13 protein-coding genes are annotated in these 13,266 nt (G+C 66.8%); all 13 read left to right on the top strand.

The window, feature by feature from the left end:
* Position 1 precedes the first annotated feature (1 nt).
* The 13 genes from flgC to QFZ47_RS17950 all read left to right on the top strand — a co-directional run bounded on the left by flgC (position 2) and on the right by QFZ47_RS17950 (position 13,247).
* Positions 2-418 carry a flagellar basal body rod protein FlgC gene (gene flgC, locus QFZ47_RS17890; RefSeq protein ID WP_215249619.1) on the top strand — a complete coding sequence of 139 codons (417 nt, stop codon included), beginning with the start codon at positions 2-4 and terminating at the stop codon, positions 416-418.
* A gap of 23 nt (positions 419-441) precedes the next feature.
* The gene (locus QFZ47_RS17895) at positions 442-1,128 is read left to right on the top strand and encodes a flagellar hook assembly protein FlgD (protein ID WP_307656895.1); all 687 of its coding nucleotides are present in this window, start codon (positions 442-444) and stop codon (positions 1,126-1,128) included.
* Between the two features lie 89 nt (positions 1,129-1,217).
* Positions 1,218-2,432 carry a flagellar hook protein FlgE gene (gene flgE / locus QFZ47_RS17900; protein ID WP_307656896.1) on the top strand — a complete coding sequence of 405 codons (1,215 nt, stop codon included), beginning with the start codon at positions 1,218-1,220 and terminating at the stop codon, positions 2,430-2,432.
* Between the two features lie 7 nt (positions 2,433-2,439).
* Positions 2,440-3,186, top strand: coding sequence for a flagellar basal body rod protein FlgF (locus tag QFZ47_RS17905; protein ID WP_307656897.1), 747 nt, complete (start codon positions 2,440-2,442; stop codon positions 3,184-3,186).
* Positions 3,187-3,223: 37 nt separating this feature from the next.
* A complete protein-coding gene (gene flgG / locus QFZ47_RS17910; protein WP_307656898.1) occupies positions 3,224-4,006 on the top strand; it encodes a flagellar basal-body rod protein FlgG in 783 nt (260 codons plus the stop codon).
* The gene (locus tag QFZ47_RS17915; RefSeq protein ID WP_370880587.1) at positions 4,003-4,713 is read left to right on the top strand and encodes a flagellar basal body L-ring protein FlgH; all 711 of its coding nucleotides are present in this window, start codon (positions 4,003-4,005) and stop codon (positions 4,711-4,713) included. The genes flgG and QFZ47_RS17915 overlap by 4 nt, the downstream gene beginning before the upstream one ends.
* A 4-nt stretch (positions 4,714-4,717) precedes the next feature.
* The gene (locus tag QFZ47_RS17920) at positions 4,718-5,833 is read left to right on the top strand and encodes a flagellar basal body P-ring protein FlgI (RefSeq protein WP_307656900.1); all 1,116 of its coding nucleotides are present in this window, start codon (positions 4,718-4,720) and stop codon (positions 5,831-5,833) included.
* An 8-nt stretch (positions 5,834-5,841) separates the two neighbouring features.
* The gene (gene flgJ / locus QFZ47_RS17925; protein WP_307656901.1) at positions 5,842-6,813 is read left to right on the top strand and encodes a flagellar assembly peptidoglycan hydrolase FlgJ; all 972 of its coding nucleotides are present in this window, start codon (positions 5,842-5,844) and stop codon (positions 6,811-6,813) included.
* 13 nt (positions 6,814-6,826) lie between these two features.
* On the top strand, positions 6,827-7,333 hold the full coding sequence (locus tag QFZ47_RS17930) for a chemotaxis protein CheW (protein ID WP_370880588.1): 507 nt from the start codon (positions 6,827-6,829) through the stop codon (positions 7,331-7,333).
* 24 nt (positions 7,334-7,357) lie between these two features.
* Positions 7,358-9,067, top strand: coding sequence for a methyl-accepting chemotaxis protein (locus tag QFZ47_RS17935; RefSeq protein ID WP_307656904.1), 1,710 nt, complete (start codon positions 7,358-7,360; stop codon positions 9,065-9,067).
* An 86-nt stretch (positions 9,068-9,153) separates the two neighbouring features.
* Positions 9,154-10,875 carry a methyl-accepting chemotaxis protein gene (locus tag QFZ47_RS17940; RefSeq protein ID WP_307656905.1) on the top strand — a complete coding sequence of 574 codons (1,722 nt, stop codon included), beginning with the start codon at positions 9,154-9,156 and terminating at the stop codon, positions 10,873-10,875.
* Positions 10,876-10,896: 21 nt separating this feature from the next.
* Positions 10,897-11,412, top strand: a complete 516-nt coding sequence (locus QFZ47_RS17945) for a chemotaxis protein CheW (RefSeq protein WP_307656906.1) — start codon at positions 10,897-10,899, stop codon at positions 11,410-11,412.
* A 104-nt stretch (positions 11,413-11,516) separates the two neighbouring features.
* Positions 11,517-13,247: a methyl-accepting chemotaxis protein gene (locus QFZ47_RS17950; RefSeq protein ID WP_307658962.1), complete on the top strand. Its 1,731-nt coding sequence runs from the start codon at positions 11,517-11,519 to the stop codon at positions 13,245-13,247.
* Positions 13,248-13,266: the final 19 nt, after the last annotated feature.

Raw genomic sequence — 13,266 nt, forward strand, 5'->3', positions numbered from 1 at the left:
CATGCCCCACCCCGGCGCATCCATGAACATCTTCAGCGTGGCGGGCTCCGCCATGGCCGCGCAGTCGCAGCGCATGAACGTGACGGCGAGCAACCTCGCCAACGCCGAGAGCGTGGCCGGCCCCGACGGCAAGCCCTACCGCGCCAAGCAGGTGGTCTTCGAAGTGGCCGCCTCGGGCCAGCAGGACATCGGCGGCGTGAAGGTCGCGGGCGTCATCGAAGACCCCTCGCCGCTGAAGATGGTCTTCGACCCGAAGAGCCCGCATGCCGACGCCAAGGGCTACGTCGCCATGCCCAACGTCAACGTGGTCGAGGAGATGACCAACATGATTTCCGCCTCGCGCAGCTACCAGGCCAACGTCGAGGTGCTCAACACCGCCAAGACCCTGATGGTCAAGACGCTGAGCATCGGCCAGTAACTCCAACACAAGCAACAAGAACCATGGCCATTACCGACACCTCGTCCATCTCCGGGCTCAACGCGGCCTCCGCCGCATCGAGCGGCAGCAACGTCTCGCAGGCGGACAGCGAGCAGCGCTTTCTCAAGCTGCTGGTGACGCAGCTCAACAACCAGGATCCGCTCAATCCGATGGAGAACGCCGAGCTCACGTCGCAGCTCGCGCAGATGAGCACCGTGAGCGGCATCGAGAAGCTCAACACCGCGCTCAGCGGACTGGTGAGCCAGACCGGTGCCAACCAGGTGCTGCAGGCGGCATCGCTGATCGGCTACAACGTGCTGTCGCCGGGCAACGCCTTGAGCACCTCGGAGCCCAAGACCGGCGAAGAGCCGGCGGCCGTGCCCTTTGCCGTGCAGCTGCCGGCCACCGCCGGCACCGTCGAGGTGAAGATCGTCGATGCCGCGGGCCACACGGTGCGCACGCTTTCGCTCGGTTCGATGACCGAAGGCGTCAACGCCGTCAACTGGGACGGCAAGGCCGACGACGGCACTGCAGCCGCGCCGGGCGCCTACAGCTTCACCGTCTCCGCCACCAACAACGGCACCCCCGTAGAGGCGACCTCGCTCGTCTTCTCGCAGGTGGCTGCCGTCAAGCAGGGCGCCAGCGGCGTCACGCTCGAACTGATGTCGGGCAAGAGCATCGGCCTGGCCGACGTGCGCATGTTCCTCTGAGCACCTGACGCGTGTTGTCTTCCTCATCGGCAGTGGCCCGCGCGCCGCGGGCCGCTTCTTCTTCATTGCACTGAAACAAGGATTCGATCATGGGCTTTTCCCAAGGCATCAGCGGGCTGTCCGCAGCCGCCGCCAACCTGGACGTCATCGGCAACAACATCGCGAACTCCGGCACGGTCGGCTTCAAGTCGGGTGCGGCAACGTTCCAGGACGTGTATGCGGGTTCCCGCGTCGGCCTGGGCGTTGCGGTGTCGGGCATCGTGCAGAACTTCACGCAGGGCTCGGTGCAGACCAGCAGCCGGCCGCTGGACGTGGCGATCCTCAACGGCGATGGCTTCTTTCGCCTCAGCAGCCCGAGCGGCGAGGTGATGTATTCGCGCAATGGCCAGTTCACGCGCGACAAGGACGGCTTCATCGTCAACGCTGCGGGCCTGCGCCTGACGGGCTACGGCGTTTCCGCGACGGGCGGCCTCGACGGCGGCACGCCGGGCCCGCTGCAGGTCCAGACCACGGCCATGAATCCGAAGGCCACCACCGCCATCGACACCACCTTCAACCTGGACGCGCGCAGCACGGCGCCCACCAAGACACCGTTCTCTGCGACCGATTCGGACACCTTCAACTATTCCAACGCGCTCGGGCCGATCTTCGATTCGCTCGGCAATCCGCACGAGCTCGGCGTCTTCTTCGTGAAGACGGGCGCCAACGCCTGGGACGTGTACGGCGCGGCCGACGGCACCGCGCTCAACGGCGGTGCAGCGATCTCGTCGTTGACCTTCGACACCAACGGCAACCTGCTCACGCCTGCCGGTGGCTCGCTGACCTTGCCGGCGATGAACTTCGCCAACGGCTCGGCGGCGCTCAATGCCACGGTGGACCTCTCGGGCACCACGCAGTTCGGCAACGTCAACGAGATCAAGACGCTCAAGCAGGACGGCTACACCTCCGGCACGCTGACCTCGTTCTCGATCAACCCCGACGGCACCATCACCGGCAAGTTCTCCAACGAACAGACCACGCTGATGGGCCAGGTGGTGCTGACCTCCTTCGCCAACCCGAACGGGCTGGAGCCGATGGGCGAGAACGTCTGGGCCGAAACGCTGGCGTCGGGCCAGCCGCTCACCGGCACGCCGGGCGCGGGCACCAAGCAGGGCTCGCTCGCCTCCGGCGCGCTGGAGGCATCGAACGTCGACCTGACCTCCGAGCTGGTCAACCTGATCGTCGCGCAGCGCAGCTACCAGGCCAATGCGCAGACGGTGAAGACCCAGGATCAGGTCGTCCAGACCCTGATCAACATCCGCTGAGCCGCCCATGGACCGCATGCTGTATGTCGCGATGAGCGGCGCCAAGCAGGCCATGGAGCAGCAGGCCTCCGTCGCCAACAACATGGCGAACGCCTCCACGCCCGGGTTCCGCGCGCAGATCAACAGCTTTCGCGCGGTGCCGGTGACCGGCGGCGCCCAAGCGCCGACGCGCGCCTATGTGGTCGCCACCACGCCCGGTGCCGACTTCAGCCACGGTCCGCTCATGGAAACCGGTCGTGCGCTCGATGTCGCGGTGCACGGCGATGGCTGGCTCACGGTACAGACGCCCGATGGCGGTGAGGCCTACACCCGCGTGGGCAACCTGCAGGTGAACGCCGAAGGCCAGCTCACGACCATGGGCTCGCTGCCCGTGGCCGGCGATGCCGGCGCGCTGGTGGTGCCGCCGGGCTCCACCGTCGCGATCGCCGCCAACGGCCTGGTCACCGCGCGCGGCGCCGGCGACCCGGCCATCGGCATTGCCGAGGTGGGCCGCCTGAAGCTGGTCAACCCGCCCGTGGCCGACCTGGTGCGCGGCGCCGACGGACTCTTTCGCATGCGCGAAGGCCTCGCGCCCGCCGAGGCCGATGCGGCCGTGACCGTGACCACCGGCGCGGTCGAGGGCAGCAACGTCAACGGCGTCGAGGCCATGGTGGCCATGATCGCCAACGCCCGCAGCTTCGAGATGCAGATGAAGTCGATGCGCAGCGCGGACGAGAACGCGCAGTCGGCCAACAAGCTGCTGGCGTACGGCTGAGCCCGCGCCCCATACAACTCTCCAAGGAATTTTCGCCATGATGCGCTCGCTCTACATCGCCAAGACCGGCCTCGATGCCCAGCAGACCCAACTCGACGTGGTGTCGAACAACCTCGCCAACGTCGGCACCACGGGCTTCAAGCGAAGCCGCGCCGTGTTCGAGGACCTGATGTACCAGAACCTGCGCCAGGTCGGCGGCCAGACCTCGGACCAGACCCGCCTGCCTTCGGGCCTGCAGGTGGGCACCGGCGTGCACGTGGTCGCGACCGAGCGCATCCACTCGCAGGGCAACCTGACCAAGACCGACAAGCCGACGGACGTGGCCATCAACGGCGGCGGCTTCTTCCAGGTGCTGATGCCCGACGGCACCACCTCGTACACGCGAGACGGCTCGTTCCAGACCGACCGCGAAGGCCAGCTCGTCACGGCCAGCGGCTTCCCGGTGCAGCCGGCCATCACGCTGCCCGCGAATGCGACCAGCCTGACCGTCGGCCGCGACGGCATCGTGTCGATCACGCAGGCCGGGCAGACCAACACGGTGCAGGTCGGGCAACTGCAGCTGGCCACCTTCCTGAATCCCGCCGGCCTGCAGAGCAAGGGCGAGAACCTGTATGCGGAAACCGATGCCTCCGGTGCGCCGAACCAGGTGAACCCCGGCGTCGACGGTGCGGGCATCCTGAGCCAGGGCTATGTGGAGGCATCGAACGTCAACGTGGTGGAGGAACTGGTCAACATGATCGCCACGCAGCGCGCCTACGAGATCAACAGCAAGGCGGTCCAGACCTCGGACCAGATGCTGCAGCGCTTAGCGCAGCTATGACCTCCCCCAGTCTTCGCGCACTTCGTGCTGGAAGGGGACCAGGACTTGTGCTGGTGCCGCTGGTTGCCTTGCTCGCTTCGGGCTGCGCGCAGGTTCCGCGGGAGCCGCTGGTGCATCAGCCGATGACGGCGCGGGCGGAGAACATGGCTTCGATGCCGCGGCGCGCGAACGGCGCGATCTTCCAGGACGGGCCCGGCGGCAGCGCGCTGTTCGAGGACCGCCGGCCGCGCAACGTGGGCGACATCCTGACCATCGTCATCAGCGAGCGGGTCAATGCGAGCAAGAACTCGGGTGCGTCCGCGAGCCGCACGGGCAGCATGGCTGCCGACTTCGCCGGCATTCCGAAGCTGCTGGGCTCGCTGCTCGACGGGCAGGACGCCAAGCTGTCGGGCGGCAACAAGCTCGACGCCAAGGGCGGCGCCAACGCCAACAACACCTTCAACGGCGTGATCACGGTCACGGTGGTGGACGTGATGCGCAACGGCAACCTGCTGGTGAGCGGCGAGAAGCAGATGGGCATCAACCAGGGCACCGAATACATCCGGTTCTCGGGCGTGGTGAACCCGCGCACGGTCTCGGGCAGCAACACCGTGCCCTCGACGCTGGTGGCCGATGCGCGCATCGAATACACGGCCAAGGGCTACATCGACGAGGCGCAGCACATGGGCTGGATGCAGCGCATCTTCTTGAATGTCATGCCGTTCTAGCACCATGAAAAATATCTGGAATACCGCGCGTCGGACCGGCCTGCTGGCGCTGTGCGCCGTGGCCCTGCACTCACCCGTTCATGCGGAACGGCTGAAAGAACTGGCGAGCATCCAGGGCGTGCGCGACAACCCGCTGATCGGCTATGGCCTCATGGTCGGGCTCGACGGCACGGGCGACCAGACGATGCAGACGCCGTTCACCACGCAGAGCCTCAACAACATGCTGCAGCAGCTGGGCATCACGATTCCGCAGGGCGTGAACATGCAGCTCAAGAACGTGGCGGCGGTGATGGTCACGGCCACGCTGCCTTCGTTCGCGCGGCCCGGCCAGAACATCGACGTGACGGTGTCCTCGATGGGCAACGCCAAGAGCCTGCGCGGCGGCACGCTGCTGATGACACCGCTCAAGGGTGTGGACGGCCAGGTCTATGCGATCGCACAGGGCAACATGGTGGTCGGCGGTGCGGGCGCGTCGGCCGGCGGCAGCAAGGCCCAGATCAACCAGCTCAGCTCGGGCCGCATTCCGGCCGGCGCGCTGGTGGAGCGCGGCGTCGAGGCGCCGGTGGGCGGCGAGAGCAGCTTCACGCTCGAACTCAACCGATCCGATTTCGGCACGGTGCAGCAGGCGGCCGACGCCATCAACCGGCAGTTCGGCCCGGGCACCGCGCAGGCGCTCGACGCCCGCGTGATCCAGGTGCGGGCGCCCGCGCCGCAGGAGCGGGTGGGCTTTCTCGCGCGGCTCGAAAGCCTCGAAGTCACGCCGACGCAGGCGGTCGCGCGCGTGGTCGTCAATGCGCGCACCGGCTCCGTGGTCATGAACCAGGCGGTGCGCGTGAACGACTGCGCGGTGGCGCACGGCAATCTGTCGGTGGTCATCAACACCGAGCCCGTGGTGAGCCAGCCCAACGCATTTTCCGGCGGACAGACCGTGGTCGGGCAGACCTCCCAGATCTCCATCAACCAGGGCGGCGGCGCCTTGCAGATGGTGCGCGGCGGTGCTTCGCTGGCCGACGTGATCAAGGGCCTGAACAGCCTGGGCGCCAATCCGCAGGACCTGGTCTCCATCCTGCAGGCCATGAAATCCGCCGGCGCGCTGCGCGCCGAGCTCGAAATCATCTGAGCACCGGCATGGCCATCACCGAAACCAGAAGCGGCGCGCTGGACCAGCGCCTTGTACTCGACGTGCAGAGCGTCGATGCCTTGCGGCACACCGTGCGCACTTCGCCCGAAGAGGGCCTGAAGCAGGTGTCGCGCCAGTTCGAGGCGCTATTCATGAACATGGTGCTCAAGAGCATGCGCGAGGCCACGCCGTCGAGCGGGCTGTTCGAGAACCGCGACGAGAAGGTCTACATGTCGATGCTCGACCAGCAGCTCGCGCAGAACCTCTCGGGGCGCGGCGTGGGCCTGGCCGAGGCAATGCTCGCGCAGCTCGGCCGCGCCGCGCCCTCGGGCGAAAGCGACGGCAGCGGCAGCGAAGGCATGCCGCTCGCGCCGCGCGCGGGCATCGCGCTCACGCCGCAGTCGGGCATTCCGCTCGGCTCGTCGCCGTCGCCATCCATACCGGCAAGGCCGTCGGCTGCATCGGTGGACCTGGGCATCTACCAGCGCAACAGCGACCGCTCCGCCGCGGGCGCCGTGGCATCGCTGCAGGGCAGCGTCGACGGCTTCGTGCAGCGCATGGGCGGCTCCGCGCAGGTGGCGAGCGAGGCCAGCGGCGTGCCCGCGCCGCTGATCCTCGCGCAGGCCGCGCTCGAATCGGGCTGGGGCAAGCGCGAGATCCGCGCCGACGACGGCGCCCAGAGCTTCAACCTGTTCGGCATCAAGGCCGACCGCGGCTGGAAGGGGCCGGTGGTGGAAACCACCACCACCGAATACGTGGACGGCGAAGCGCAGCGCGTGCGTGCGAAGTTCAGGGCCTATGGCTCCTACGACGAGGCCTTTACCGACTACGCCCGGTTCATCACGCGCAATCCGCGCTACGCCAACGTGCTGGCGGCCGACACGCCGGCCGAAGCCGCGCACGGCCTGCAGAAGGCCGGCTATGCCACCGATCCGCAGTACGGGCAGAAGCTCGTTCGCATCATGCAGAAGTTCAGCTGAAGAAGGAATTTATATGGCAGAGATCATGACCCCCCCACCACATCGCGGCGCCGCAGCGCCTGCTACCTCGAGCCGGCTGGAGGTCGTGACCTTCACGCTGGGCCAGGAGGAGTACGGCATCGACATCCAGAAGGTGCAGGAGCTGCGCGGCTACGACGCGGTGACGCGCATTGCGAACGCGCCGGAATACATCAAGGGCGTGGTGAACCTGCGCGGAATCATCGTCCCGATCATCGACATGCGCATCAAGTTCAAGCTGGGCACGCCGAGCTACGACCAGTTCACGGTGGTGATCGTGCTGAACATCGCAGGGCGCGTGGTGGGCATGGTGGTGGACAGCGTGTCGGACGTGATCACCTTGAGCGCGGAGCAGATCAAGCCGGCGCCGGAGATGGGCTCGGTGCTGGACACCGACTACCTGATCGGTCTGGGCACGCTGGACGAGCGGATGCTGATCCTGGTGGACATCGACCGGCTGATGTCCAGCGACGAGATGGGCCTGATCGAGAAGGTCGTCTGACATGGCACGCATGGAGCAATCGGCATGAAAAACCTGAAGATCGGCACCCGCCTGGGCATCGGCTTTGCGCTGGTGCTCGCGCTCATGGCGTGCATCGCGGGCATCGGTGTGTTTCGCCTGCAGGGCGTGGGCGACGCGGTGCAGGAGATGGTGCAGCGCTCGCTCGTGAAGGAGCGCCTGGCCGCCAACTGGCTGCTCAACACCAGCAGCAACAGCGTGCGCACCTTTGCACTGGTCAAGAGCAACGACGCGGAAGTCCAGGAGTACCTGCAGAAGCAGATGAGCAAGACCAGCGCGGCAATTTCCGAGACCCAGGCGAAGCTCGAAGCGATGCTGGATTCGCCCGAGGAGCAGGCGATCAGCGCCGACATCAAGGACAAGCGCACCCAGTACGTGGGCTTGCGCAATTCCATCCTCAAGCTCAAGGCCGAAGGCAAGCAGGACGAGGCGGCCCGGCTCACCAACGACAAGCTGGTGCCGATGCTCGAGGTCTACGACGCGAGCATCCGCGGCATGCTGACGCACCAGGCCGAGCGGATCGACAAGGCCGCCGACGCCGTGGACAGCCTGAACCGTGCGGGCCGCATGAACGTGATCGTGCTGGCCGTGGCCGCGCTGCTGCTCGGCGCCGTGCTGGCATGGCTCCTGACCCGCAGCATCACGCGCCCGCTGAACGAGGCCGTGCGTGTGGCTCGGACCGTGGCGGACGGCGATCTCACCAGCCGCATCGAATCGTCGTCCCGCGACGAGACAGGCCAGCTGATGCTGGCATTGAAGAACATGAATGCGAGCCTGGCCACCGTGGTGAGCGGCGTGCGCCAGGGCACCGACGCGATCGCCACCGCCTCGGGCCAGATTGCCGCGGGCAACCAGGACCTGTCTTCGCGCACCGAGGAGCAGGCCAGCTCGCTCGAGCAGACGGCAGCCTCGATGGAAGAACTCACGAGCACGGTCAAGCAGAACGCCGACAACGCGCGGCAAGCCAACCAGCTCGCGCTCTCGGCTTCCGAGGTGGCTGTGAAGGGCGGCAATGTCGTGGGCCAGGTGGTGGACACCATGGCCTCGATCAATGCGTCGTCCAAGAAGATCGTCGACATCATCGGCGTGATCGACGGCATCGCGTTCCAGACCAACATCCTGGCGCTGAATGCAGCGGTGGAAGCCGCGCGTGCCGGCGAACAAGGCCGCGGCTTCGCGGTCGTCGCTTCCGAAGTGCGCAGCCTCGCGCAACGCTCGGCCGCGGCGGCCAAGGAAATCAAGGGCCTGATCGACGACTCCGTGGGCAAGGTCAACACCGGCAGCCAACTGGTGGGCGAAGCCGGCAAGACCATGGCCGAGATCGTGGGCAGCGTGAAGCGCGTGACCGACATCATCGGGGAGATCACCGCGGCGAGCCAGGAGCAAAGCACGGGCATCGAGCAGGTGAACCAGGCGATCGCGCAGATGGACCAGGTGACGCAGCAGAACGCGGCGCTGGTGGAAGAGGCGGCAGCCGCGGCGCAGTCGATGCAGGAGCAGGCCGCGAGCCTGGTCGGGGCCGTCAGCGTGTTCAGGCTGGAGCCCGGAACGCAGGCCCTTCGTTCTGAACTTGCATTCACCACTCCGGCGGCACTGCGGCCTTCCCAGGCTATTTCGAAGGCCTTGCGGCCGGCGCCAGCCAGAAAGAGCGAGGCCGCCGCGGCCCCGCAACTGGCCGCGGCCGCCACGGCGAGTGGCGATTGGACGGAATTTTGAGCTGAGGGCCTCAAGTCTTGCGCGCGGATGCCGATAAACCTGTCGATAGAGCACCGCACAAAAGACCTCCACCCAAGGAAGAGACCATGTCCAACCGTTTGAATCCCCGCGTCCTGAGCATCGGCCAGAAGCTCGGGTTGCTCACGGCCAGCGCCATTGTGGGCGTGGCGGCCTTGACGGCTCTTTTCCTGATTTCGGAGCGCAAGCTCATCCTGGACGAGCGGCAGGCCAGCGTGCGCCAGGTGGTGGAAAGCGCGCATGGCCTGCTGGTTCATTACCACGCGCTCGCGGCCGCGGGCACGCTGACCGAGCCGCAGGCGAAGGAGCAGGCGATGCAGGCGATCCGCGGCCTGCGCTACAGCGGCAGCGAGTATTTCTGGATCAACGACATGCAGCCGCGCATGCTGATGCACCCGATCAGCCCGGCACTCGAGAACAAGGATCTTTCCTCCAACAAGGATGCCACCGGCAAGCGGCTGTTCGTCGCGTTCGTCGACACCGTCAAGGCCCACGGTGCAGGTTTCGTTCCCTACCTCTGGGCCAAGCCGGGCAGCGACAAGCCGGTGCCCAAGATCTCCTACGTGAAGGGGTTCGAGCCCTGGGGCTGGATCATCGGCTCGGGCGTCTACGTGGACACGGTGCAGGCAACGATCATGGGCCGGGTCATCGGCCTGTCGATCAGCGCGCTGGTGCTGGCCGCGGCACTCTTCGCGATCGGCTGGGCGATCTCGCGCGGCCTGCTGAAGCAGCTCGGCGGCGAACCCGCGGTCACGGCCGGCATCGCGCGCCGCATCGCCGAGGGCGACCTGGCGGTCCGGATCGACCTGAAGCGCGGCGACCAGGCGAGCCTGCTGCATGCGGTCCAGGCCATGCGCGCCAGCCTGGCCAAGGTGGTGGGCGAAGTGCGCCAGGGCACCGACACGATCGCGACCGCTTCGGGGCAGATCGCGGCCGGCAACCGGGACTTGTCGGCGCGCACCGAGGAGCAGGCCAGCTCTCTGGAACAGACGGCAGCCTCGATGGAAGAACTCACGAGCACCGTGAAGCAGAACGCCGACAACGCACGCCAGGCCAATCAGCTCGCGCTCTCGGCCTCCGAGGTGGCTGTGAAGGGCGGCGGCGTGGTGGGGCAGGTGGTCGACACCATGGCGTCGATCAACGCGTCGTCCAAGAAGATCGTCGACATCATCGGCGTGATCGATGGCATCGCGTTCCAGACCAACATCTTGGCCTTGAATGCAGCGGTCGAAGCCGCGCGTGCGGGTGAGCAGGGCCGCGGCTTCGCGGTCGTCGCTTCCGAGGTCCGCAATCTGGCCCAGCGTTCAGGTGCAGCGGCCAAGGAGATCAAGGGCCTGATCGACGACTCGGTCGACAAGGTCGAAGCCGGCAGCCGCCAGGTGGCCGAAGCGGGCCGCACGATGGACGAGATCGTCGACAGCGTGAAACGCGTGACCGACATCATGGGCGAGATCACGGCAGCCAGCCAGGAGCAGAGCACCGGCATCGAGCAGGTGAACCAGGCGATTGCGCAGATGGACCAGGTGACGCAGCAGAACGCGGCGCTGGTCGAAGAGGCAGCAGCCGCGGCGCAGTCGATGCAGGAGCAGGCCGCCAGCCTGGTGGAGTCGGTCAGCGTGTTCAAGATCGAAGGCGGCAGCGCCCCTGCAATGGCACTGGCGAATTCACCGCGCGCTTCCGCCGCCCCGAAATCCCGACGCCTCGCGCCGGGCAAGAAGACCCAAGAAGCACCCGCATCCCCGCAGCTGGCCATGGCCGGTGCAGCCGGTGGCGGGTGGCCCGAGTTCTAGCCAACAGCAACAGATTTCCCGATGAGCACAACCCCATCCCAACAAGCCACCGACACCCGCAACGCCGCCCCTTCACGTCCGGGCCGGCCACTGGAATTCCTTTCCTTCACGCTGGGCCAGGAGGAGTACGGCATCGACATCCAGAAGGTGCAGGAGCTGCGCGGCTACGACGCGGTGACGCGCATTGCGAACGCGCCGGAATACATCAAGGGCGTGGTGAACCTGCGCGGAATCATCGTGCCGATCATCGATATGCGCATCAAGTTCAAGCTGGGCACGCCGAGCTACGACCAGTTCACAGTGGTGATCGTGCTGAACATCGCAGGGCGCGTGGTGGGCATGGTGGTGGACAGCGTGTCGGACGTGATCACCTTGAGCGCGGAGCAGATCAAGCCGGCGCCGGAGATGGGCTCGGTGCTGGACACCGACTACCTGATCGGGCTGGGCACGCTGGACGAGCGGATGCTGATCCTGGTGGACATCGACCGGCTGATGTCCAGCGACGAGATGGGCCTGGTCGAAAAGATCGCTGCCTGATGCCACCGCGGCCCCGGAGAAATCGACCGGCCCGCGCAACCCTTTCCTGCGGCAAGTGCGCGTGTTGCGTGCTTGCCCTTTCCTGATCTTCCGGAGTCATGAGCATGTTTCTGAGCAATATTTCCATAGGCAAGCGGCTGGCCGTCGTGATCGGCGTCATCCTCGCCCTGTCTCTCACGAGCAGCGTGCTTGCCGTGCTGAAGCTGCGGCAGCTCGGCGAGGAAATCAACACGATGGTCGAGAAGAACATCAAGACCGAACGCGCCGGCTCCGACTGGCTGCGCCACACCACCGCGGGCGTGCAGCGTGCCGCGGCCATCGCCAAGAGCAGCGATTCGAGCCTGATCGCCTACTTCGCGCCGGCCACGGCCACCTCCATCAAGGACACCAACGATCTGCAGAAGTTCATCGAGGACCAGATGGACACGCCGGAAAAGAAGCAGGTGTTCGAGAAGGTCGGCGAGCTGCGCAAAGCCTACCTCGCGGCCCGCGAGGAAGTCAGCAAGGCCAAGCTGGCGGGCGACATGGAAGGCGCCAACCGAACCTTCAACGAACGCTTCGAGCCCACGTCGCGCAGCTATCTCGCGGGCGTGCAGCAGATGGTGGATACGGAACGCGCGCTGCTCGACGCTGCGGCCGAGCGCAGCAAGCAGATGCGCGCCAGCACCAGCCTGATGCTGGTCATCTTCGGCGCGCTGTCGCTGGGCCTGGGCCTGGTGCTCGCCTGGCTGCTGGTGCGCAGCATCACGCATCCGCTGCGCCGTGCCGTCGAGGTGGCCGAAGCGGTTGCCGCCGGTGACCTGACCAGCCGCATCGAAGTGACGACGAAGGACGAAACCGGCCAGTTGATGCATGCGCTCAAGGGCATGAACGGCAGCCTGGCCAAGGTGGTGGGTGAAGTGCGTCAGGGCACCGATGCGATCGCGACGGCTTCGGGCCAGATCGCGGCCGGCAACCAGGATCTGTCCTCGCGCACCGAGGAGCAGGCCAGCTCGCTGGAGCAGACCGCGGCCTCGATGGAAGAACTCACGAGCACGGTCAAGCAGAACGCCGACAACGCGCGGCAAGCCAATCAGCTCGCGCTCTCGGCGTCCGAAGTCGCCGTGCGCGGCGGTGGCGTGGTCAGCCAGGTGGTGGACACCATGGGCTCCATCAACAGCTCCTCGAAAAAGATCGTCGACATCATCGGCGTGATCGACGGCATCGCCTTCCAGACCAACATCCTGGCCTTGAATGCGGCGGTCGAAGCGGCGCGTGCGGGCGAGCAGGGCCGCGGCTTCGCGGTCGTCGCTTCCGAGGTCCGCAATCTGGCCCAGCGTTCAGGTGCAGCGGCCAAGGAGATCAAGGGCCTGATCGACGACTCGGTCGACAAGGTCGAGGCCGGCAGCCGCCAGGTGGCCGAGGCGGGCCGCACGATGGACGAGATCGTCGACAGCGTGAAGCGCGTGACCGACATCATGGGCGAGATTACGGCCGCCAGCCAGGAGCAGAGCACGGGCATCGAGCAGGTGAACCAGGCGATTGCGCAGATGGACCAGGTGACGCAGCAGAACGCGGCGCTGGTGGAAGAAGCGGCAGCGGCGGCGCAGTCGATGCAGGAGCAGGCCGCCAGCCTGGTGGCGTCGGTCAGCGTGTTCAAGCTCGACAGCGACAACGCGCCCCGCGCGCTCGTTCAGATGCAGGCCCGGGTCCAGCCGGCGCTGCCGCCGCGCAGGGCGGTGCCTGCGCTGAAGGCTCCCGCCCGGCCGGCAGGGACGCGCGCAGCCGGCACCCGTTCCGTTCCGAAGCTCGCCGCGGCCCATGCCGCCGCGCCGGGCGACTGGACCGAGTTCTAACGCACCGCAGGAAAAAGAA

The sequence above is a fragment of the Variovorax paradoxus genome (assembly GCF_030815975.1).
Taxonomy (GTDB): Bacteria; Pseudomonadota; Gammaproteobacteria; order Burkholderiales; family Burkholderiaceae_C; genus Variovorax; species Variovorax paradoxus_N.

Excerpts from the sequence above, each read along its gene's own strand:
- flgJ (WP_307656901.1), top strand. The coding sequence starts at position 5,842 with ATGGCCATCACCGAAACCAGAAGCGGCGCGCTGGACCAGCGCCTTGTA.
- QFZ47_RS17915 (WP_370880587.1), top strand. The coding sequence starts at position 4,003 with ATGACCTCCCCCAGTCTTCGCGCACTTCGTGCTGGAAGGGGACCAGGA.
- QFZ47_RS17935 (WP_307656904.1), top strand. The coding sequence starts at position 7,358 with ATGAAAAACCTGAAGATCGGCACCCGCCTGGGCATCGGCTTTGCGCTG.
- QFZ47_RS17940 (WP_307656905.1), top strand. The coding sequence starts at position 9,154 with ATGTCCAACCGTTTGAATCCCCGCGTCCTGAGCATCGGCCAGAAGCTC.
- QFZ47_RS17945 (WP_307656906.1), top strand. The coding sequence starts at position 10,897 with ATGAGCACAACCCCATCCCAACAAGCCACCGACACCCGCAACGCCGCC.
- QFZ47_RS17895 (WP_307656895.1), top strand. The coding sequence starts at position 442 with ATGGCCATTACCGACACCTCGTCCATCTCCGGGCTCAACGCGGCCTCC.
- QFZ47_RS17905 (WP_307656897.1), top strand. The coding sequence starts at position 2,440 with ATGGACCGCATGCTGTATGTCGCGATGAGCGGCGCCAAGCAGGCCATG.
- flgE (WP_307656896.1), top strand. The coding sequence starts at position 1,218 with ATGGGCTTTTCCCAAGGCATCAGCGGGCTGTCCGCAGCCGCCGCCAAC.
- QFZ47_RS17950 (WP_307658962.1), top strand. The coding sequence starts at position 11,517 with ATGTTTCTGAGCAATATTTCCATAGGCAAGCGGCTGGCCGTCGTGATC.
- QFZ47_RS17920 (WP_307656900.1), top strand. The coding sequence starts at position 4,718 with ATGAAAAATATCTGGAATACCGCGCGTCGGACCGGCCTGCTGGCGCTG.
- flgG (WP_307656898.1), top strand. The coding sequence starts at position 3,224 with ATGATGCGCTCGCTCTACATCGCCAAGACCGGCCTCGATGCCCAGCAG.
- QFZ47_RS17930 (WP_370880588.1), top strand. The coding sequence starts at position 6,827 with ATGGCAGAGATCATGACCCCCCCACCACATCGCGGCGCCGCAGCGCCT.
- flgC (WP_215249619.1), top strand. The coding sequence starts at position 2 with ATGCCCCACCCCGGCGCATCCATGAACATCTTCAGCGTGGCGGGCTCC.